General features: G+C 50.0%; 14 protein-coding genes, 1 tRNA gene and 1 other RNA gene. 3 read left to right on the top strand and 13 right to left on the bottom strand.

The genetic code is table 11. The features are described 5' to 3' along the window. The 13 genes from MOY_RS01315 to MOY_RS01260 all read right to left on the bottom strand — a co-directional run. Nucleotides 1–1,708, bottom strand: a 1,708-nt coding sequence (locus MOY_RS01315) for a GTPase (protein WP_050949548.1), incomplete at its 3' end; no start/stop codon positions are given. A gap of 122 nt (nt 1,709–1,830) precedes the next feature. Further along, nucleotides 1,831–5,577 carry a BREX-1 system adenine-specific DNA-methyltransferase PglX gene (gene pglX, locus MOY_RS01310; protein WP_009095655.1) on the bottom strand — a complete coding sequence of 1,249 codons (3,747 nt, stop codon included), beginning with the start codon at nt 5,575–5,577 and terminating at the stop codon, nt 1,831–1,833. Next, nucleotides 5,574–7,055: an AlbA family DNA-binding domain-containing protein gene (locus tag MOY_RS01305; protein WP_009095652.1), complete on the bottom strand. Its 1,482-nt coding sequence runs from the start codon at nt 7,053–7,055 to the stop codon at nt 5,574–5,576. Before MOY_RS01305 ends, pglX begins: the two co-directional genes overlap by 4 nt. Nucleotides 7,056–7,258: 203 nt before the next feature. After that, nucleotides 7,259–7,705 (bottom strand): DUF1016 N-terminal domain-containing protein, encoded by a 447-nt coding sequence (locus tag MOY_RS01300; protein WP_009095649.1) that lies wholly within the window; start codon nt 7,703–7,705, stop codon nt 7,259–7,261. Between the two features lie 53 nt (nt 7,706–7,758). Next, complete coding sequence (gene brxC / locus MOY_RS01295) at nt 7,759–11,436, bottom strand: BREX system P-loop protein BrxC (RefSeq protein ID WP_009095648.1); 3,678 nt, start codon at nt 11,434–11,436, stop codon at nt 7,759–7,761. A gap of 113 nt (nt 11,437–11,549) precedes the next feature. Beyond that, the gene (locus MOY_RS01290) at nt 11,550–12,173 is read right to left on the bottom strand and encodes a DUF1788 domain-containing protein (RefSeq protein WP_009095647.1); all 624 of its coding nucleotides are present in this window, start codon (nt 12,171–12,173) and stop codon (nt 11,550–11,552) included. 172 nt (nt 12,174–12,345) lie between these two features. After that, complete coding sequence (locus MOY_RS01285) at nt 12,346–12,945, bottom strand: DUF1819 family protein (protein ID WP_009095644.1); 600 nt, start codon at nt 12,943–12,945, stop codon at nt 12,346–12,348. 57 nt (nt 12,946–13,002) lie between these two features. Then, nucleotides 13,003–13,320, bottom strand: a complete 318-nt coding sequence (locus MOY_RS01280) for a helix-turn-helix domain-containing protein (RefSeq protein ID WP_009095642.1) — start codon at nt 13,318–13,320, stop codon at nt 13,003–13,005. A 145-nt stretch (nt 13,321–13,465) separates the two neighbouring features. Then, nucleotides 13,466–14,485 (bottom strand): TniB family NTP-binding protein, encoded by a 1,020-nt coding sequence (locus tag MOY_RS01275; protein ID WP_009095640.1) that lies wholly within the window; start codon nt 14,483–14,485, stop codon nt 13,466–13,468. Further along, nucleotides 14,482–16,989, bottom strand: coding sequence for a Mu transposase C-terminal domain-containing protein (locus MOY_RS01270; protein WP_009095638.1), 2,508 nt, complete (start codon nt 16,987–16,989; stop codon nt 14,482–14,484). Before MOY_RS01270 ends, MOY_RS01275 begins: the two co-directional genes overlap by 4 nt. A gap of 123 nt (nt 16,990–17,112) precedes the next feature. After that, nucleotides 17,113–17,209: signal recognition particle sRNA small type (gene ffs / locus MOY_RS16785), an RNA gene on the bottom strand. Between the two features lie 46 nt (nt 17,210–17,255). Next, nucleotides 17,256–17,332 (bottom strand) — tRNA-Met (locus tag MOY_RS01265). 90 nt (nt 17,333–17,422) lie between these two features. Beyond that, the gene (locus MOY_RS01260; RefSeq protein ID WP_009095635.1) at nt 17,423–18,358 is read right to left on the bottom strand and encodes a choline ABC transporter substrate-binding protein; all 936 of its coding nucleotides are present in this window, start codon (nt 18,356–18,358) and stop codon (nt 17,423–17,425) included. Between the two features lie 206 nt (nt 18,359–18,564). On the opposite strand from MOY_RS01260, the gene betI reads away from it, so the two are divergent. From betI to betA, 3 genes are read left to right on the top strand one after another with little or no spacing between them, the layout of a single operon-like run. Further along, nucleotides 18,565–19,173 (top strand): transcriptional regulator BetI, encoded by a 609-nt coding sequence (betI, locus tag MOY_RS01255; protein ID WP_009095634.1) that lies wholly within the window; start codon nt 18,565–18,567, stop codon nt 19,171–19,173. 10 nt (nt 19,174–19,183) lie between these two features. Beyond that, nucleotides 19,184–20,653 (top strand): betaine-aldehyde dehydrogenase, encoded by a 1,470-nt coding sequence (gene betB / locus MOY_RS01250; protein ID WP_009095631.1) that lies wholly within the window; start codon nt 19,184–19,186, stop codon nt 20,651–20,653. Between the two features lie 9 nt (nt 20,654–20,662). Then, the gene (gene betA / locus MOY_RS01245; protein ID WP_009095629.1) at nt 20,663–22,336 is read left to right on the top strand and encodes a choline dehydrogenase; all 1,674 of its coding nucleotides are present in this window, start codon (nt 20,663–20,665) and stop codon (nt 22,334–22,336) included. Nucleotides 22,337–22,573 lie beyond the last annotated feature (237 nt).

Genomic DNA, 22,573 nt, shown 5'->3' with positions numbered 1-22,573 from the left:
TTATGATAAATGCAACCTTATGCAATAGTCTTATATTTATCTCTTGAGCCACATTATTTATTTTCTCCTCTTTTTCTTCAAGATTTTTAGAGATCTCTTTTATAGAGCCACATAACACAAGTAAATTGTTTTTAGCTGGACTAACTAACTCTTTTTTTATTTCTTTTTCAAACCACATCATGAGACTTTTTTTTGTTTTAGACTTACTTTTCTCAACCTCTTCAAGAAGGCTCTTTCTCTGCTTTGACTTTGCTTCCTTAAGTTTTTTGTCACGACCATCAGAAAAAAATGAAAAAATACTAAACACAACAACAATGCCTAAAGCAGCCCAACCCACTGGATTCCAAGAGTTAAAAAAAGCAACAGAACTTACAACTGAGGTTATAGCAGCACCCCACCCATTTATTCTTCTATAATCAGCTTCGTTAAAACTTCCGCCCTTATGTGAAATCTCAAACGATAGAGTAACATCTAAACTCTCCTTCATTTCTTTTTTAAATTCATTAATCTCGACTACAACTTCCTCCACGACATCTTTAGTTGCCTGCTCAACTTTATTAGGTATATCGAACCTCTTACAATGCATCTCCCATTGCGTATTTGCATTTTTGCTTTCGATATGATCATCCACAAAATCAGCAATTGAATTAACAAGGGGCTTGAAAGCAGAGTCAACTTCCTGAGCCAAGCGTTTGGGTAAGTCACGCTCTACCTTAGACTGCCATTGAGACACCCTACCTAAACTTGATTCGTACTGCTCAAGCAATTTATCAAGTCTATCACGCTGACTGAGCAGAATAATTCTCTGTGTATCAATATGATGAAGAGTAGAATCTAGAAAAGTTTGCACGCGTCTTACAGGGCCGCTAACTTCCACTTCTTTCTGGAGTTTCTTTAACAGCAAATCGATGTTACTTAGTTCATGCAGTTGCCTAGACTCTTCTCCCTGCATCTTATTAGCGAGGAAGGCTGATTGAGCATGAATGGCAACTACACTTATATTATTTGGATTCATTCCAGCTCGACTAGCCAAATCTTTTAATCTTTCAACATGACCATTTATAACGTCTTCTTTATAGATATATTTAGCTGGATTTTTAAGCGCTCTACGCCGATTGCCTTCACTCTCTAAATCCTTCTTCATATTCATAACAAATATGAGAGGCTTGTTTAAATTATAAACATGCTCAAGCTCAGTGAAAGTAGTATCTTGGATACTGTCACTATTTAGCAAAAACAATACAACATCCGATAGCTCCAATATCTCCCTTGCTATCTCAGTATCTTCTTTTCCGTCATAGGCCCCAAAACCTGGGGTGTCAATAATGCGTAAATTATTCCATTCGTATTCTTTTACATCACGTGTTGTTCTCTGCGCACCCTTACCTATCGTACTTCCATCACCATGAGTGATTGCTTCTCGTATAGTGCTCTTGCCTGACATGGTTTTCCCAAACAACATGACATTAAAAAAACCCAACCTTTTTTTCTGGTTTTTCAGGCTGTAATTGCGCTTTTCTTCTAATGCTTCGTATTCCTTATCCAGGTCATCCTTGATACTCTGAAGGCCAACTCTAAGCTCGCTAGTTGTGGCTAAAGAACCGCTTGCATAATCAACAACTCGCTTAAGGTCTATGCTCAAATCATTTATTGCCGTGTCACAACGACTGAGAAATTCTTGAGATGCCTTGTATTCGCTGCTCGCCATCGTTCGGCAACTATGTAGTGACTCTAGATATTTTTGATACGCTGTCACTGTAAAACCTCTTCTCTCATGGTCTTCAATGCCTGAATAATCAAGTTATAAGGTTCTAGATAAAAGAAGATGAGCTATGCATCTTTACCAACCACCACCTTCACTTCCGCCAACAAATCCCCGAACTTCCCATAATTCACCTTCACACCATCATCCAGATCCAGCGAGATACGTTGGTCGGCATAGTGACGCAGCTTCTCGTCGAAGGTGTTGAGTTCTGCTTGCTGTTTGTAGAGCTTGCTTAATTCTTTTTCGATGCGTTTCGTCTCGGCGGCGGAGGTGCTGGCGTCTTTGTCTTGTTCTAGCTTTTCCACGTAGCTGGCGAGCTTGGTGGTGAGCGGGATGACGTAGTCGGTGCGCATCTCGGCGAGGGTGCTTTCGTTGTAGCGGTGCAGGTAGACTAGGCACTCGAAGGCTTTCTGCTTGCCGGAGGAAAACAGCCAGTAGATGGGGCGTTTCTTGTAGGTGCGCAGGTGGTCTTTGAAGAATTGTGTGCTGAGGTAGCGGCGGATGGTTTCCAGCGCAGCTTCGCCTTTCTTCGGCTTGATGGCGTGCAGGCAGAGGCTTTCGGCGACGAATTCGAGGTTTTCTTGCAGAGCGCTGCGGCCATTTGGTAAAGAGTCGTCGCCCCATACAGTGCGCACGAAGTCGCGGAAACGGTTGGTGGCATCGTCGGGAAACCACTCCTGATCAGTGAGCGGAATGATGGCGTTACCATCCGGGGCGAAGCTGGGCTCGGGGATCTGGGCAAGGTAATCGCAGACGGTTTCGCCCTGGCTGGCAAGGATTAGTCCGGGCTTATCCAGCGAGTAGCGGCCCATCATGCAGCCGATGGCATAACTGAGCAGCTCTTTCAAGGTATCGCACTGGAGCAAAGTTTCCAGCTCTTCCTCGCTGCGATTCCCGCCATACCGATAGTGCGGGTTGCAAGAAAGAGAAATTTCTTCTGGAGGGACTTCTGACGTTAGCTCGTCTTGCAATTCATATGATTCGATAAAATCGTGATTGTTTTCTTCCTCAAGCTTTTGCATCTCTAAAGTTGTTTCGTGCCATTCAGCACGTAAAGTTCCGTAAGCAGTCTCAATTGAGGCCAATTGACAGCCTCCTTGTCTAAGGAGAGGCAGGAAGGTAAAGCTCCATGAATTCTCATATGCTTCCCAATCCGCTTTAGAAATTGTGATTAATCTTTTGACGATTTCATTTTTCAAAATACTTAGCTTTGATGGATGAGGAAGCCTTTTAAAGTCACCGATTTGAAAATGAAATGATGTATTAATAACCTTACTGCTTTTCTCGACAAACTTTGTATTGCAGTACCCTAATATTTTATATAGTTCAGAATTTGATGAAAATGTTGCCGCGTGCCCGGAGACATCGTAAATACAGCCACTAGGCATGTATCGCATGGAAAGATAACCACTGGTCAGATCAGTCCAGGTAACAGCCTCTTTAAAATAGTTGATTGCGCCAGGCAATGAGTATGACTGACCTGACTCCTTTCGATATTCTCGAATCAGCTTACCATGGTCGTAATAATTAACAATATGTTCAATATTTCCAAACCATCTTCTAAATGAACCACCTTTATTATAAGGAACCCATTTTCTTTCTAAAAAATCGCTTTCCTTAGTAGCATTTAAATCAATGCCAGACAAAGAGACTTCATACCAATATCTCATAAAAATCGCGTTATTACATGTAAACAACCCAACTGCTGCATTAATATTCTTTTGAAGACCAATGCTTTGTTCATCAAAAACATTAGCAATTTTTCCACTAAGCCAATAAGCCACCGGACTCCCCGGAATCTTCTTGAAATCATCCGGCTTGGCGTCATAGCACCAGCCGCAGTCGCGATTCTGAATGGCTTCGAGGAGTGCGCCCTTTTTCTCGGCTTCAAATTTCCCGTCCACCAGCCGCAGGTAGGCACCCTGATAATCCGGCTTGGCGATTTTCTCCATCACAAAGGCGGTGGCCGAGACGACTTCGCCGCTAATGCTGTCAAAGGCTCTGCCACCCAGGTGCGCCATAGTGATAATGGTGGTGTTATCCAGCAGCCATTCACGCAGTTTTTCGTAGCTGGAAAGGAACATCCACGCCTGCATATTGATCTGGGCGTTGTAACCCTGCGGTGCTAGTAGGCTAAAGGCGTGCTCCATAAAAATCGCGAACAAATCTGACTTACTGCTTGGGTAGGCTTTTTTGGCGTAATCCTTCAGCGCCTTGTTCATGCCTTTACTGCCCATATAGGGCGGGTTCGCCACCACCGCATCATAGCGCTGCGCCAACACCCAAGCCTGCTGCACAATGGGTAACAACCGCTGGGCGGCGGCTTTCTGCATCATATCGCCGCTATTGGTGAGTTCGCTCAGTTCCTCCAGCAGATCTTTCAGCGGTGCTTCCCATTCATTGGGTACTTCAATCAGCGAGCCGAAGGTTTTGGCTTCTTGAAAGCGCTCAATCAAGTCGGCCATCAGCTTGTAAGTGCGGTCGTTGCTGGAAAGGTTCTGCTGTTCGCTTTCAAAAAGGCTTTGAGATTGGCCCTGGTGCCAGTCGCCGGTGAGGTTGAGATCGCGCCATAGGGTATTGGCATCCAGGTGTTGGCTGCTTTGCATGGCCAACACGTTCAGGCGCACCTTGTTATCAACCAAGCGGGTTAAAATGCGGCGGTCGTCTTCGCGGGCTTTCATCAACAGCGCAAAGCCCGCCAGCTGGGCGGCGCGGTCGTCGATATCCAGGCCGAACAGGTTGTTTTCCAGAATCAGCTGGGGGATGTCGCGGGTACGGTAGCCGCGCTCTTCGTAGATCGCCTTCAACACGTTGTAGGCTTCCACCAGAATGTGGCCGGAGCCACAGGCGGGGTCGAGCACCTTGATGCTTTCAGGGTCGAGGCTGGCCGGGGTGATGGCGTCCAACTGAGCCTGCACCTCAGGTTCCTGATCGGCGGGCTCGATGTAGTACGGCATCTCGGCCTTGAGCGTTGATGCAGGGTAGGTTTGCAGCCACTGGCGGCCTACCGAATTCTGCACCAGGTATTGCACAATCCAGTTGGGGGTGAACAGCTGAGTGGCGGCGGGGATGTCTTCGCTTTTCACCACCTTGCCGATCACTTGGTCTTTTTTCTCGCTGATGTAGAACTGGTAGAGCCAACCAATCACTTCGACATCCTGCCAGTCGGCTTCAGGAATGGCTTCGACCAGCTCGCGGATGAGCGAGTCGGTTTTGGTCAGGTTGTTGGGCAGCAGCAGTTCGCTGGCGTCGTCCAGCGGTTCGAACAGGAACGGCATGGCCTCATGCAGGGCGTGGCACTGGGCCAGCAGCAGCTCGCGGTAGAGGGTTTCATCCTGGGTGCCATCAAGTTTGAGTTCCCGCACACGGGCGGTGTCCAGCCCTGGTAGGTCTACCTCTAAGCATTCCTCCAGAATCTGGAACTGCCCGGCTTCGCCCCCTGCCCCACTCAGCACACGGCGGCCGTGGTCCAGGTAGCCGTGAATCTCCATATAGCGAATGGCGCACAGGCGGTTGAACCAGCTATAGGCGGCCTGCTCTATCGCTTGGGTAAAGCCATCGCGCTGCACCCACGCGGCCAGCGCTTCCCGTGCGCCTTTCAAGTGGGCGGGCACGGTGTGCGTTTGGCCATCCTGGGCGGTCATCACCAACACGTCGCCCTTTTGCTCCAAGGGGGCAATCACCGCACCGCCATTGCCATCTGGGCTATTTTCATCCGGGCTAATGCCCACACGGGCCGCCTGGCGCGTCATGGTGTCGATAAAGCGGGCGCGGGCTTTGGGTGCGTATTTTTTGATGTTGGCGGTGTTCATGGTGAATCCTTAAAAGTGTCTTGCAAAAAGCGCTGGCCTTGAGGGGTTAAGCGGTATTGTTGAAGGCGGCTATTGGGCTTTTCGGGCAGCGTCATTTCGATCAGCTGCTGCTGGCGTAAATTGCCTACTTGTTTATTGAGCTCACCGGAAACGCCCTTGTGACCCAGCTCACGCGCCATGGCAGCTTTCCCCAGCGGCTCCTGCTGCAGTATCAACAGCACTCTGGCTGCCAGCGCTGACTCTAGCCGTGACTCTAGCCGTGACTCTAGCCGTGACTCTGACTGCACTGACTCAGCCTGGGTCACTGAAGCTGACTGCTGGATAGAAACCGGCGTTGCCAGCCGAATACTCAAACGCACGCGATTGGCAATTTCTTCAATATGCGGTTCAGGCAGCCCTTGGACTTGGGCTTCCGAGAAAATACGCTTCACGCCGCTGCCCCACTGCTCTATCAGCCCAAGCTCACGAAACACACGGGCAATCACTGGGTTGCGAATCATGGAGACGCCGCGTTTCATGTCTTCAATGGTCATGCCGGGCATCAGTAGTCCTGGGCTTTCAATCTCGATCCGGTCGTCATAAAACGCAATGCGTATGGGGCTGCCGCGTTGGGAGTAGTCGCTGTGTACCAAGGCGTTAATAATCGCTTCACGCAAGATGGTCAGTGGAATGCTCCACACATCGCGGCGGCGCATGGAACCAAACTCTGCCTGCTTAAAGGCATGTTTTTTAAGAAACAGCTCGATGTCATCTACCGCTTGGGGTAGCGGCGCGTGAATATCTGTCTGGTCGAAAATCTCGACCTTATCGTTACCGCGAAAACGCCCGCACTGAATCCAGGCATCTTCAAAGTGCCATTGGCGCTCGCGGCCAAACAGTAAAATTCCGCCCACGCTGGGTACTAGACGACCTTGATACGAGACAAGTAGCCGTAATGTTCGTAACTTGTTGTCATCAAGCGGTTGTTCGCTGCGAAAGGCTTGCTGTATGGCGTTTTGGTCAAGGTCGTCACGGCTCAGCTCGGGCATGGCCTGAACGTCAAACGTAGTGCCGCTCGCTTGACGCTGCATCTCATGGATGAGCGCCAACCCCGCCTGCCGATTACTAGAACCGAGCCGCACCAGCACGCCGTTTTCTTCGCCAAGCGCTTTGAAAAAGTGGGGGCGAGCACTACTCAAAAACACCTCAATACACACCAGGGTATGTTCACCCACGCTAACCAGTTCAATATTGGGCAGTAGCCGAGGGTGAATGGCATCCGCGATCATGCTGGTAAGGCGCTCTTCCATATCCAGCGGATCATCCACGCCTAGCACCGTGCCGTCGTCGTCAACACCAATAATCAGTTGGCCACCTGCAGTGTTGGCAAAAGCGACCAAGGTTTTCATCAGGGGCTTGGGCGATGACAGGTCGCGCTTGAACTCAAGCTGCTTACCTTCTGGCTCGCTTAGGCGCTGTTCAATGGTCGCGGTGGACATAGGTGCCTCGTTGACTTTTCATGTTTCTTTCCGCTTCTTTGTCCCGCGTCCTAGAACACGGGACAGCAGTGTGTGATGCGCTCTGGCTGGCAAAAAATCATTCATCCATTCCCTCTTGTCGCTGCCGTAAATCTTGTTCAATTTCTTCTACGGTGGGCAGCGAGCCTTTGAGGTTGTCTGGCAAGGTCTCAACCAGGTTGTATTCACTGACGCCCATGGGCTTCGCTTAGGTCAGCGCATTTGCTGAAAATCTGGATATTATGCCCCCAGGGCGTTTGGGCCAGTAAGCCAGCACGATCGGCATCTATACCGGCCCAGGGCGTGTCGGCCAATTTGGCAACAGCCTGTTGCCAAATTGCAGGGTCACAGTAAAACCGGAAGAAAGCTCGACAGTAGCGCAGGTTTTTGGGAGAAAACCCACCAACCTCTGGAAACGCGTGGCGTAGGTCGTTGCTGAAAGCGTTAATAAAACCACTGCCCCACTGTGCCTGGGTTTCTCGTTCGACAATCTGAGCGCCCAGTTCGTAGTAGAGTGCGATCAGTTCGCCATTCGCCGCTAGTGCTGCCCGCATACGAGCAGACTGCACACGCTGCTTAATGCTGCCCAGCCAGGCCTGATAGTCGGCGCGGGTAGAAAGGCTATGTGTCATGCGGCACTCCTTTTAGCAACGCTGCTGTTTTTGCCAACCAACCTATCCAGGCGCTACCGCACCTGTACCCGTTTGCCCGCTAAAAGTGACCCTTCCAGCTCTTTTCTCAGCTCGTCCATAAACGCATCGACTTCCGCTTGGCTTTCCAGGTACACCCCACTATGGACGCGGCTAAGTACGTCACTTACACGCACTCTTGCCACAGGTTTGGGGGCATTCACCGCTGCCGGGGCTGTTGCGGTGTGCGGGCCGTAGGTTGTATCCCGTGGTGCCGTCTGTGTGGCTGGTTTGGGGTTCTCAGGTACCGGTGTTGTGGCGTCTCCCGCAGGCGTAGGCGGCTGCCGCTTGGCGGCTTCAGTCTGGGCATTGTGCAGTGCCTCCAGGCTGGCTTCTTCTTCCTCGACGGCGGTTTCGGTTTGCAGCTGGTAGATCTGCGCGATGCTGACCGATTGATTCACGGAGGCTTTTAGCTGCTGCAGCGGGTGCAGCAAGCGGTTGCTGAGTTCAGCGGTGCCGATGCCGCTTTTGGCTATTTCAGCGCTCACCTTGGCGATGCGCGTATCGATACGGGCAATGGCGTGCTGGCGTTTTTCTTCTACTAGGCCGCTGTTGATCTCATCCAGCGTGCGTACCAGGCCATCCACTTTATTGAGCATGGCGTAGGGGGCGTCGGCGCGGTAAATGCGCTCACACTCGGCCAGCGCTTGCTGGGCCTGGGTGTTTTTCTCAAGCTCTAGGCGGTTCACCGCAAACCGGTTAAGCGCTTGCTCAAGCTGTTGCCAAGTAGTCAGCTGCTTGGTGAAGAAGTCGCTGAGATCGCGGTAGTCCTCTTCTACATCGAGCAGGGTGTCTTGCTGGCTGGCAATGGTTTTAAAGAAATCAAAGCTGTCGTCTAGGCGCAGCAGGCGCTCCACTTCCCGCAGGGAGTTTTCAATGGCGTTGCGGCCAGGAAAGTTGCCCACGTCGGTTTTGCTTTTATACGCCTCTAGCTCACGCCGCCAGTGGGATAAGCGGTCTACGTAATAGCTAAACAGCTCTTTTTCGCTGGTGGGGCCTAGCTGGCCGAATAGCTCTTTGGTGAGGTTACGGGCTTTGTTAAGCACCGCATCTTCGGTTTGGCGCTTTTTCTGGAGGCGCACTTCACTGCGGCGGCGGGCGTTGTTGAGTAGCTCAAAGGCTTCTTTACCGCTCAGCGCGGGGCCAGCGGTATGGAAGGTTAAGCGCCCGGCAGCATGCAGGCGGCCTAGAATCAGCAGCGTTTCACCTTCTGGCCAGCCGAAAGGTCGGTTGCTAAAGCGCTCAATCAGCGGGTTCAATGGCACCGGCTCGCCGCCGTGCAGCGAAATATACTGCTCTACCTCTTTCACCGCTTGGGCATTGCCCTCCTCGCCGTCTAGGTTGAGGTTCTGGGTGCCCAGGTCATCGGCGGTTAATACGGCCTGCAGCTCGCGCATGGGCTCGGGGCTGAGCACTGTGAGCTGGCTTAGCTTGTTGTAGGTGTTTTCTAGCAGGTAGCGGCAAGCGTCGTCTAAACGGGTGTTGAGCTGGCCTCGGCTGAGATCGAGCTTCTGGCCAAGCGCGTAAACGTCCGCATCCAGCAGCATCTCTTCTAAACGCACACGCAGGCGCTTTTTGCGCTCCTGGTTTTCACGGCCACGGTCGGCCAGAATGCGCTCCACGCTGTGGTCGTTAGCCGATAGGTTCAGGCGGATAAACTTATCGGTTTTTAGCAGGGTGCGCAGTTCGTCGGTAAAGCGCTTGTCGTCGGGCAGCTTAATCAGCACCTGCCCGCCGTTATCGCCGCTTTTGTGAATGCAGCCCGCTTCGCTTAGCTGAACGTACTCCACGTCGAGCGGTGAGACTACCTCTACCCTTAGCTGGCTCTGGTAGCGGCTATCCAGGGTGTGGCCATCCAGGTAGCGGCCTATGCTGTAGTCGGTTTTGTTGACCGAGTAGCGGTACTTGGTGCGGTCACGCAGCAGATCTTTGAAAATCAGGCTGGAAAGCTCTTTGTTCTCGTCGCTGCTGGTGACTTCGGTGGCTTTGATCTTGCGGGTGATGTCGCGCTCTTCATTGGTGAGGAACTGGTACTCATCGCCGTTGCGAGTAATCAGGCTCTCTTTTTCCAGCCGTGCCAGGGTGGCTTCCAGCTGCTCCCGAATGGCAATACGGTCATCGTCAATTTGGGTCAGCGAGAGTGTGACTAGGTTATCGACCGTGCCTTTGACCAAATCCACATAGCGGATCATAAACAGCGTGCGTAGGGTTTCGACATCAAACGCCTCTAACACGGGGTTTTCGCTGGCCTGATCAATGGTGCGTTTTACCGCTGTATCGAGAAAGCCCTCTACCGCTGTGTAGAAGCAGTGCATCGGTACCAGTGCGCCAATCGTTTTCTCCTGCACGGCTTTGGCAGCCATGTGGAACGCATCGAGCATCGAGCGCTCGCCGTAGGCCAGGTGCGCGCCGGTCGCCCCTACCTTGCGGATCTCTTCAAAGACTTTTTGCACCAGCTGAAAGTGGTATGGCACAAAGGGGTAATTGGCGATAAAGCTCTCGACGCCTTCGATATTTTTCAGCGTGGGGCCAGAGCGGTCAAAGGTCAGCTGGTTACGCAGAATCGAGCCTTTGGCCTCAAACACGCCTTCCAGCTCGGCGCGTGCTGGGTCGGTTTTCACCAATAGGCGCTTGCGGATCACTTCATCGGAGTTGGAGCTTGAGAGCGATAAGCGGGTTTTAAAGCGCCCGGCGATCTTGGAGAAATCGTTGGCTTTTGACGCGGTCATCTCCCCTAGTACGGCGTCCATATCGGCTTGGGAGGTGACCACGATCCAGGCGCGACCACCGCAGATCGTGCCGAGGTTTTCGGTGAGCGTTTGCAGGGTCAGCATTAAGCGCGTGTCGCTGCCAATAAACTGGCCGACTTCATCGACCATGAACACCATGCGCTGGGTCGCTGACTGCGACTCCAAAAACTCTTTTACCCAGTGGCAGAAGTTTTCTACCGAGACGCTAAAGTTGGTTTCAGACTCCTCAAACCATTTATGCGCCGCTTCAGGAGAGAGATCGAGCGCTGCGCCAATCGCTTGCTCGATATCATCCTGGTAGAACTGATAGCCGTCGCGCTCCTCTTCCCACACCACGCCGCTGGCGTCGTTGAAGGCTTGCTTGAAACGCTCATACACGCCGCGCTTTTCCAGGTGGCGTTCCATGTGGGCAATGTGCGGGTAATCGGAGCTAAAGCCCTGATGTTCGTTAAACACGCGCAAGAAGACGTTGAGGATGGGGTTGCCATCGTCGTTCGAGCTGGCCTTGCTGTCGATGTTGAATAGCACCACATGGGCCGGTTCACGAACGGCCTTGTCGATATCAGCCCGGATAGAGCTATCGACCAGCTTTTGCTCATCAAAAAAGTCGGCGGCTCGCTTGGCTTGGCCGTTGGCGTCAAACGCTTCCGTGTTGGCGAGTAGGTAAGAGAGCGTTTTCAAAAAGTGGGATTTACCCGACCCAAAAAAGCCGCTGACCCAAACGCCCACGCGGTTGGCGATGGAAGGGTCATCCAAGGGGGTGGTGTAGGATTCAAAAAAAGCGCGAAAGTGCTTTTCTAACTCGTTGGTGACGACATACTCATCCAGCTCTTGGTAGATGGTTTCCTGGTCACGCTGGTCGGCCTTGACCACGCCGTTGATTGACCGGCTGAGCGGTTTGAGGAAGAGCTCTTGAATGTGCATATCTGTCCTGTAAATGTTTGAACCCTGGGTGTTTCAGGCTGAGAGGTACCGCAATATCAAAGACCACTGCTCACCGAGCGAACACAATACACCGAATGCCGCCGACCGCTGCGCTAGGGCACAAGCGCAAACGCACGGTAGTAGTTGTTGCTTTTGATCTGCTTAAACAGCGACATCGTTTGCCCGTCGTATCGGCCTGGGTAGAAGAGTACCAAAGGCTTATGGCCAAGCGGCCCGTGTAGGGCATTTAACAAGCTGTGCGCACGCACCATGGGCCATAGGCTACCCACACCGGTAAGCAGCACAATATCAGGGTCATGCGACAAGGAGTGTCGGATAAGGTATGGGGCGAACTTGTCCATGTGCAGCGGCCCACGTAGCGCTTTAAGCAGTGCCGCATCGCCTTTGCTTTTTTGCATGGCAATGGCTTTATCAAGGAAGCCGCGCTCGGTCAGGTAATCCTTTAGCACTTCCAGCAGATTGACCTGCGCCATTTTGATATCAGGGTGCTGGCGTGCCATTAATGAGGGGAGGAAGTTCAGGTAGGCACGCACCTGTAGTTCATGCTCTGGGGCGTAATCGAAAATCCAGAAGCCCAGTTCATTACCCAACCCCTGGCCCGCTAAAAAATCGGGACGCGTGATTTTCTCAGCAACTTGGTTCAAACGCGCCCGTAGCTGATCATCCTCGTGGTGGTTAAAACCGCTGGGGGGTGGGTACTGATCACTCTGTGACATGCGGATGCGTCCCTGTGTCTAGCATGCTTGATGCAAAGCTTTTTCTAATGCAAAAGGCTGGTTGGGTAAGACTATGCCGCTAGCCACCTGCGTTGCAAGGTCTACTTAGTCGGGTTTTGACGTAAGCACGGTTTTTAAGAAAAGAACGAGGTTAAGAAGGCAACATGCACATTTAACGCAGCCGACGGCAACATGCCTGCAACCGTTCGTGCTGGTAGGTTTCAAGCAAGCTTTTAACTTCTGGCCGTAACAGCAAGGGCTGTAACTTGCGCGAGCGACTGGACGCCAATACGCCGACTTCTGCCAACATACGGTACACCACCTGCCCCATTTTACGCTTGGAGCTTTCGGCCCATCCTGCTATTGCTTCATCGCGGTGGGCACGCTCAGCTAAAAACTCATCCCACTGGTAGGCCTGAAGCGCCTCCGACTGAGTTAAGAATGCATCAGTGACGACACTTTCAAGAAATTCTACGAGCAGCAGGTTACGCGCCATAGCTGCACAAAAAGACACCTGTGTGGCGAGCTGGTCGTCGCCATCGCGCAGTGCTTGCCAAAAAGGTGGCTCCAGCTTTTCTAAGCGTTTACGAATAGCTTGCCCCGCACGTTTAGCAGTGGCAGGACGGTTCTTCTGGAGGTAGTTATCAACGATGATTGCCTGGTGCCACTGCCCTTCATCAGCATCAGAGAGCAGCAAATCGGCAACGGCACGGCTTTCGCGCACCATCAGTCCACCGCCGATCAGATCAGAGTTGTAGCTGAAAGAAGTCAAAAGGCGCTCATCAAGGTCAATTACGTTGAAGTTGCAGGCGGCTGATCAGTAACGAGATCAGCTTTCGCTAGGCGCACTGCCCTTTTTAAGCTGTTCCAACAAGCGTTGGCGTTCTGCAGGGTCGAGTTTATCTAACTCAAGGATCAATTCTGCCACGGTATCGTCTTCGCAGAAAAAATAGGGGATGGGCACCTCTAGTGCCTCTGAAAGCCTCTTCAGCAACTGGAAATTGGGCGCATGCTGCCCCTTTTCATACTGCGTCATACGCGCACTCGCCAGATTCGGCTCCATGCCGAGGTATTCACCCAACTGCCTTTGTGTCATACCCGCTGCTTGCCTGGCGGCTCTCAAGCGATCTGGAAGCGGACTGTCCATGAAAACACCATCGCTACTTGGAAAGCCGCTAGGCTAGCGCAAGATGACACAAAAATATGCTAAGAGATTCTTAGCAAGAAAGCAATGATACTTTAAAAAGCTCCCATCAATTCTGTAACTAGAGAATGGCGTCTTAATAAGCTGCTTATGTCTTTGAAAAAAGCTCTTTCGTTGGAATTTTTCGCGTGAATTGAGTACTCACAAACATTTCAGATTCCACGGTTGAATAACGATTATATGAAGAGTATTTAGAAACTTCGCTAATCGGAACATCTTCTAACTCAAGCTTAAAAGGGTTATTCATACCTACAAAAATTTTATCGCATGCATCTACAAAATGATATTTACAAACTGTGTTCTCATTTTTTGACAATGCCACACATAACGCGGCTTCTAAAATTCTTTTAATTTGCCTTGTCTCGCCTCGTGTAACAGAAAACAGAGGAAACAAAATTTCATTACTATGAAGACCAGGAGGTTTTTCAAAGCCCATTTTAGACGCTAATCCTTTAATAAAACGAGTAAACTCAACTCTATCCTCTAAATTTAAAAATTTAAAATAAGGCAACTCTATTGTGCACACCAAGCGTGAGGCCCACTGGGGTTCATTTGATATTTCAGCAGCCCAAGGCATACCAACCAGAACTATAGGAATATTTGCCTTTTCATTTACCAACTTCAATATATTAGCTATTCTTTGCCGCTCTTCAACGGATTTGAATTCTATCAGTTCCTGAAATTCATTAATTATTATCATTTCAGTTTTACACTTTTTTAACATCTTGACTAACGCTTCAGCGAGACCCGCTTCACGCCGCCTCTCTCTCCTTGTATCAGCCCCGAATTGTCCTAAATCCATCATGAGCTGTATCAACATGCTTTCAACATCTGGTTTGCTTGGAATTCTTGAAGCAAGTACAGGCTTAATTACCGTATCATTTTCAACATACTCTGGATATTGAGACTGGAACTCTTGAACCAATCTACTCTTTCCTGAACCAGGGTCTCCTATTATTAACATACACTGTTGCTCACCCCCTAGAGCATGATTAGCCTTAAGCATTTCTAAAGAACTTATGGCTCTAGCAACAGACGAATGCTTAACATAGCAATTCTTGAAATAAATTTGCTGCTCTAATTTTTCATTACTAATTAACATACTCATGAGTACGGCTCTAAATCATCAGAAATTCTTTTCCATTCTTCGTCATTTGGATTCACACCACTGTGTGACTTACTTTCTTCCTCAATATTAACTATTTCCTTACTAGCAAAGCCATCCATGATAGAGCTGGGGTTCTCACTTGATATTCCAAAATAAGCTGCCGCCTTTTTAGTTCCTTTAATTTTTTTCTTTGAAGCGGACACTTCCTCTGCAATCTCGCTCACTCTATCGTCAATCAATTTTTCGGCTTCAGCAACACCTAAATAATCAGTTTTTGAGTTTATGAAATTACGTCGTAATTTACGCCTTACTTTTAGCTGAAAAATACTCAGCCCATCATATAAGCAATCTGGATCAACAGCTGTAACCTTGATATACTCTTTTCTTTCTACCAAATAAACATATATGTAAGAGACATCCTCTGGATCTCTCTTAATAACAACCTTCACTACTTTGCTACCAGGTGGCGGTGGTGTAACCTTGCGATACTCCACTAACTCTTCATTAGTATAATCAATCCCATCAATGCTTATTCCTCCTTTTCTCAGGATGCGCGACTCAGTAGGAAAAGCTTCAATTTTAAAAATTTTTTCTTCAAAACCACTATACAGAGGAGGAGGATATTTTTTACAACCCATTTCCCAAGACAAAGCAGGAATTCTTGTCATTCTGCTATTGGGAGACTGATTATAAATATCTACGACCCAAACATGCATTAGCTCAATGAAATATGAGAAAGGGAGAACTGCATCTTTTTCAGGTTTATAACCAGATAGCTCTTGTGCATTAGAAAAAGTAGTGCCCGGTATTTCTTTTACAAATTTAGAGTTATAAATTGCAAATAGCCTTTCAACTAAAGGTTTTTTCCAAGGCTTACCTACAGGATTAAACTCAATATTTATACCAACTGAAGCACAGAAATACTCTAAATTACTTGACCAGAACTCAGCTCCATTATCCACAACTAGCGTTTCAATTTTACCTTGACAAGGCCAATCTTTTTTGATCATCTGATATTTCTCAATAACACCCTCTTTATTTAAACAAGCATTCATTATGCCGCTTCTTACTGAGTTATAACTTGGCTCCTGAAAGCTAAGATAAAAACCAATTATACACCTACTAAGGCAGTCTATTAAGATTGTTAAATATGGCCTTCCGATAGGTATGAGCAATGTATCATCTAATAAAATTAAGTCTAAGGGTGTATGATCAATCTCAACGCGTTCCATCACGCGCTCTGGCGAGGAAAACTTATTCACAATACGATAATTTTTATCGGCTTCTGCTTTACCAAAACGCCCAACTTCTACTTCGTAGGGAGACATTTTCTTTACACGTTTGTAAAATGCAGATTTTGTTATAGGCTCAATAATATTATCAGGGTGCGCCCTATTATATAATAGTATATTGTTAAAATAATGGTAATAAGCGGTAGACACATGTGGCCTCTCTCTTTTGAGAAATTTTTCTTCCACAGCTCTTTTATAAAAATCCGCATCATCTTTTTTTGAATTGCCAGGGCTTTTCATTAACCCTTTCGCAGACACTAATGATTTCAGCCCAATGTCTTGATCATAACTCTTATGCCACCGTGCTACACTCCGATAGGATGGCTTTTTTTCAATATAACCTTTCTCAAATAGGGAATTGATGATTGGCTCAATATTCTTTTTAGTCCAACCACCTTGAAGTCGCTCTCCAACTAGCATAATAACTTTATATTTGTAATAAGCTTCCTCTTGCAACTTGTTGCTCAACGAGTCAAATGAAATATAAGAAAGATGCTCAGAAGCAGTCATATATTGCGCATCTACAAATGCGGAAGCTTTCCAATTTTGGAAGTCCGGAAATTCATCATTAAAAAAATCAATACTCATGGCTCGCTCCAACCCAAAAAAGGATTCATATCCAAAAATTTCTTCAATATTTATGAAAACCTTTCCCGAAGCGACTAACCACATAACATCAACTAAGATTTCAGATGAGTCAGCACCACTCAGTTCAGAAATATCGGCAATAGTTAAACCCTGAAATTTTCTTATCCATTCGTAAATTTTTTTACGAGATACCACTTCAGTGTAAAGCCCTGCATATCGGTTAATTAACTTCAGATTTTTTAGTTTTGGCATTGAACTAATTTGACGATCAGTGACTAGAATTAGCTCTTTGCCAAGCATTTCAACCGCCTTTTTTTTAGCGGTAAAACGCTGGATGAAATCATGTTTCAAAGCTTCTGGAGGTGGCTTTATTTCAACAAACACCTTCTTGCCTGAGTGGCAGAAAAGCTCAAAGTCGGGTGTGTAAGAGCAAGTCCTGTCTTCAAATTGATAATAAAAGCCTTCTGGCTGAGCAATGAAGGACCTTACCTCGTTGGCATATTCAAAATGAAAGCAGGCATTAAATTCGAGGGAGGACTCAACAGTCTGGACATTGCCATTCTTGTGACTGGCAAATTTATAGATGTGCTTGATAGGGGAAGGACGCAAGGTACGGGTATACATGGCAGTACACCTATTTTTGTTTTATTACTACAAAAGTAGGTTATGCCAACAGAAAAGGCAAAATATGACAGCAGCAGGACATTTTGTGCCATTTTGAAGGAGAAACGACAGAAATGGAGGCGGCCCCAAAAGCCACATCCCGGCACACGCAGCCACCGCTACCGTTGCTCCCTTCCGGGCCTGGCGGGGTTTGCAGTTTAGCGTTGCGGGAGGACCTAAGGGGCCACCATTGCAATGCATAAATCAGAATACGCATTAGTGCTGATTGGTGGCTACGCCCTGATTTGAACAGGGGACCCCATCATTATGAGTGATGTGCTCTAACCAGCTGAGCTACGTAGCCATTCCGACATCAGCGGGTGCAGAGTATGCCTATATTAGAGACAAAAGGCAAGCCAAAACGGCCTGCCTTTTGCTTTGGTCACATGCGTGCTTATAGTGCGGCCTTAACGGCGGGCAGTGCTTCATCGCCGTCGCGGGTTGTTACGCCTTCTAACCACGTATCAAGCACCTCGGTATTTTCATTGAGATAGGCACGTGCTGCAGCTCGCGGCTCTACCCCATCGTCCATAATCGCGCTCATCAGCTGGTTTTCCATTTCCAACGTAAACGTCATATTGCGTAGCAACGCACCTACATTCGGGCACTCTTCAACAAAACCTGCGCGGGTATTGGTGTATACCGTTGCGCCCCCCAAGTCAGGGCCGAAATAGTCATCGGCGTCGGTTAGGTACGCTATGTCAAAGTTTGTATTCATGGGATGTGGCGCCCACCCCAAAAACACCATCCACTCTTCATTAGGCACACGTGAACGAAGCTCTGCCAGCATCCCCGCTTCGCTTGAGTCGACCACTTGCCAGTTACCCAAACCATAAGCATCGTCGTCGATCATTTGCTCAATCAGTTCATTCCCATCATTGCCAGCCTCAATGCCGTGCAAGCGGTGTTCAAACTGGTCGGCGTGCTCCGCTAAATCCTTAACCGAGGTTACGCCAGCATCGTAAACATACTGGGGAACCGCCAGGGTATATTTTGCCCCTTCAAGATTTGCCACTAGGCGCTCTACTTCGCCGCTTTCAATGTAAGGATCACTAATAGACGCCATAGAGGGCATCCAGTTACCTAGAAAGACGTCAAAATCATTATTTCGCATGCCCGCATAAGCAATGGGTACAGAGACAGTATCCACGCGAGGTTCGTAGCCCAACGCGTCCAATACTTCACTTGCCATTGCGGTGGTCGCGGTTATATCTGTCCAACCAACTTCTGCAAAGCGGACACTGCTGCACTCGTTAGCAGAGGCTACCGCGGGTAACCCTGCGGTAATTAGAAGGGCGGCAAGACCACGTGAGTAGTTCGGTTTTATCATTATCAATCCCCTTTCTAGTTTGTCATCACACTGCATTTAGCAAACTGCTTTTAGTACGCAGCCTCTGTTTAACACTCATTTTTATTGATTGAACGTTCAATAAAAAAATGTCATCATAACTAGATAATCATGCCTACCCCTGCTTTTCAAGGCTGGGAGTAACGGGCATTCAACGTCATTAGGAGATAGCTGTGCCTAAGGTGGGAATGGAACCAATACGCCGCCAGCAGTTAATTAAAGCCACAATGGCGGCCATTGATGAGGTTGGCCTTGCTGAGGCAACGGTGATGCGTATCGCCCGTCACGCAGGAGTCTCTGCGGGCATTATTAGCCATTACTTTGGCGGCAAGGATGGTCTACTCGAAGCCACCATGCGGCAAATTTTGACGGATCTCAGCGATGCTGTCGCAGCTCGTCGTCATGCGTTGGAAGATGACTCCCCTCGCGCCCACATTGGCGCCATCATCGAGGGTAACTTCGACCGCACCCAGGTTACCGGCCCAGCCGCTAAAACCTGGCTCGCCTTTTGGGCAAGCAGCATGCACAAGCCCATGCTTCAGCGCCTTCAATACGTCAACGACCGCCGTCTCTACGCGAACTTATGCCATCAGTTTCAGCGCGTTATGCCCCGCCCTGACGCCCGAAATGCGGCAAGAGGATTAGCCGCCATGATTGATGGTTTGTGGCTTCGTGGCGCGCTTACTCCAGATGGTCTTGACGCTGCAGAAGCGCGCCACCTTGCGCACACCTATCTCAATCAGTTGCTCACACACCACGGATGCTTAGAAGAAGCTACCGCTACTAATATTCGCTAAGGAGACCAGCATGGCCACTAAAGACGTACAGCCCCTTTATATTGATGGTCGCCCGGTAGACGCCACCTCCGGCGAAACATTTACCGTTACCAATCCTTTTGATGGCAGCTTGCTCGCTACCATCGGACAAGCAAGTCAAGCGGATGTTGATGCCGCCGTTTCTGCCGCTCAAAAAGGCCAGCGCGAGTGGGCTGCCATGAGCGGCATGCAGCGCTCACGCATCCTGCTGCGTGCCGTGGCGCTACTGCGTGAACGCAACGATGCGTTAGCTGAGCTGGAAACCCACAATACCGGCAAGCCGATCAGTGAAACGGCAAGCGTGGATATCGTGACCGGCGCAGACGCGCTTGAATACTACGCTGGCTTGGCACCCGCCATTGAAGGCAGCCAAATCCCCCTGCGCGACAGCTCATTCGTATATACCCGTCGTGAACCGCTAGGCGTGATTGGTGCGATTGGCGCTTGGAACTACCCCATCCAAATCGCCTGTTGGAAAGCCGCTCCTGCACTGGCCGCCGGTAACGCAGTAGTGTTTAAGCCTAGCGAAGTTACCCCGCTAACGGTGATGAAACTGGCCGAGATTTTCACCGAAGCTGGCTTGCCCAACGGCGTGTTTAACGTGGTTCAGGGCGACGGCCGCGTGGGCGCTATGCTCACAGAGCACCCTGGCATCGCAAAAGTATCATTTACCGGCGAAGTGGCCACCGGCAAAAAGGTGATGGCGGCTGCCGGCGGCTCCACGCTAAAAGATGTCACTATGGAACTGGGCGGCAAATCACCGCTGATCGTATTTGCCGACGCCGATCTTGATCGCGCCGCCGATGCCGCCATGATGGCCAACTTTTACTCCAGCGGCCAAATCTGCACCAACGGCACGCGGGTATTCGTTGAGCACAGTATAAAAGATGCCTTTGAAGCCAAGCTGGTAGAGCGCGTCAAGCGCATTAAGGCAGGCGACCCAATGGACCCCACCGTCAACTTCGGCCCACTAGTCAGTTTTGAGCATCAGGAAAAAGTACTCTCCTACATAGCGCTCGGCAAAGCACAAGGTGCGCGAGTACTGGCCGGTGGCGAAACATGGAACAGCGGCGAATGGGCGAAAGGCGCTTGGGCAGCCCCCACTATCTTCACTGACTGCACCGATGAGATGCGCGTCGTCAAAGAAGAGATCTTTGGCCCGGTGATGTCCGTGCTTGCGTTTGATGACGAAGACGAAGTGATCCGCCGCGCCAACGACACCAAGTACGGTTTGGCCGCAGGCGTTTTTAGCGAAAGTCTAAACCGCGCTCACCGCGTCATTCACCAGCTAGAAGCCGGTATTTGCTGGATTAACACCTGGGGCGAGTCCCCCTCCGAGATGCCGGTAGGCGGCTATAAGGAGTCTGGCATTGGGCGTGAAAACGGCGTCGAGACGCTTAATCACTATACGCAAACCAAGTCCGTGCAGATCGAGATGGGCCCGTTTGAGTCGGTGTTTTAAGGAGTGCTCATGTCTCAACCACGTGAATTTGATTACATCATTATTGGGGCAGGCTCGGCGGGCAACGTACTCGCTACCCGTCTGACCGAAGATAGCGACGTTAGTGTTTTGTTGCTCGAAGCTGGTGGCCCTGATTATCGTTTCGATTTTCGTACCCAAATGCCGGCGGCCCTGGCCTATCCACTACAGGGCAAACGCTACAATTGGGCGTTTGAAACCGATCCCGAACCGTATATGGATGGCCGCCGGATGGAGTGTGGGCGCGGTAAGGGCCTAGGCGGGTCCTCGCTCATCAACGGTATGTGCTACATCCGCGGCAACGCACTGGACTACGATAACTGGGCCAAACAACCCGGCCTTGAAGAGTGGGACTACCTTAGCTGTCTGCCCTACTTTAAAAAGTGCGAAACCCGCGACATCGGCCCGAATGACTACCACGGCGGCGACGGCCCGGTTAGCATCACTACACCAAAAGCGAATAACAACCCGCTTTACCGCACCTTTATCGAAGCCTGTAAGCAGGCAGGCTACCCAGAAACTGAAGATGTTAACGGCTACCAGCAAGAGGGCTTTGGCCCAATGGACCGCTTCGTCACACCTAAAGGCCGACGCGCGTCTACCGCCCGAGGTTACTTGGATACCGCCAAGCAGCGCAGCAACTTAACCATAGAAACCCACGCGGTGACCGATGTTATTGAGTTCGAGGGGAAGCGCGCTGTGGGTGTTCGCTATGAGCAAAAAGGCCAGGTACACCACGCCCGAGCCCTCCGAGAAGTACTGCTGTGCGGCGGCGCGATTGCCTCACCACAGATTCTCCAACGCTCAGGCGTGGGTAACCCAGGGTGGCTTGAAGAGTTAGGCATTTCGGTCGTTCATGAACTACCCGGGGTTGGCGAAAATCTCCAAGACCACCTGGAGATGTACATTCAGTACGAATGCGAAGAACCGATCTCACTCTACCCGGCGCTGAAATGGTATAACCAGCCAAAAATCGGCGCTGAGTGGCTATTTAAAGGCACCGGCATTGGCGCCAGCAATCAGTTCGAATCCTGTGGCTTTATCCGTAGCCGCGATGAAGAAGAGTGGCCGAACCTGCAGTACCACTTTCTGCCCATCGCGATTAGTTACAACGGCAAAAGTGCGGTGCAGGCTCACGGCTTTCAGGCCCACGTGGGTTCTATGCGCTCCGAAAGCCGCGGGCGGATTCGCCTTACCTCGAAAGATCCACATGCCGCGCCTAGCATTCTGTTTAATTACATGGCCAAAGAGAAAGATTGGCAAGAGTTCCGGGATGCCATTCGCATCACACGTGAAATCATCGCTCAGCCAGCCTTTGATAAGTACCGTGGCCGTGAAATCGCCCCCGGGCCTGACGTGCAGTCGGATGAACAGCTTGATGCTTTCGTGAAACAGCATGCCGAAACCGCTTATCACCCCTGCGGTAGCTGCCGAATGGGCGAGGACGCGATGGCCGTCACAGATAGCCAAGGCCGCGTACATGGTCTTGAGGGATTGCGGGTGGTCGATGCATCGCTTTTCCCGGTAATCCCTACCGGCAATCTAAACGCGCCGACGATTATGCTGGCAGAAAAAATTGCCGACCGCATTCGAGGTCGCGCCCCCCTGCCTCGCGCTAACGTAGATTACTATGTTGCTAACGGAGCGCCCGCAAAACACCACTGAACTTCACTTTGCAATTATGACTCAAACGCCACAGCGTAACCCTGTGGCGTTTTTTTATGCCTTGTACTCAGCGCAGAGAACATCCCCCTCACCAATACGCTACAGTAGTGATTACACGCAGGGTGAAGCCCCGCGATTGGGAAGAAGGATTGGTAGGCGCCAAAAACCGTCACAGGAATAGTTCAATCAACTAGCGAAAGACAGCCTATAGCAAGCGAAAGGCTTGCACTGAATAGC

Origin of the sequence: Halomonas sp. GFAJ-1 (genome assembly GCF_000236625.2) — a bacterium.
Lineage (GTDB): Bacteria > Pseudomonadota > Gammaproteobacteria > Pseudomonadales > Halomonadaceae > Vreelandella.
Note: the sequence above shows the minus strand (reverse complement) of the source record. Positions and strands in the feature narration are given on the sequence as shown.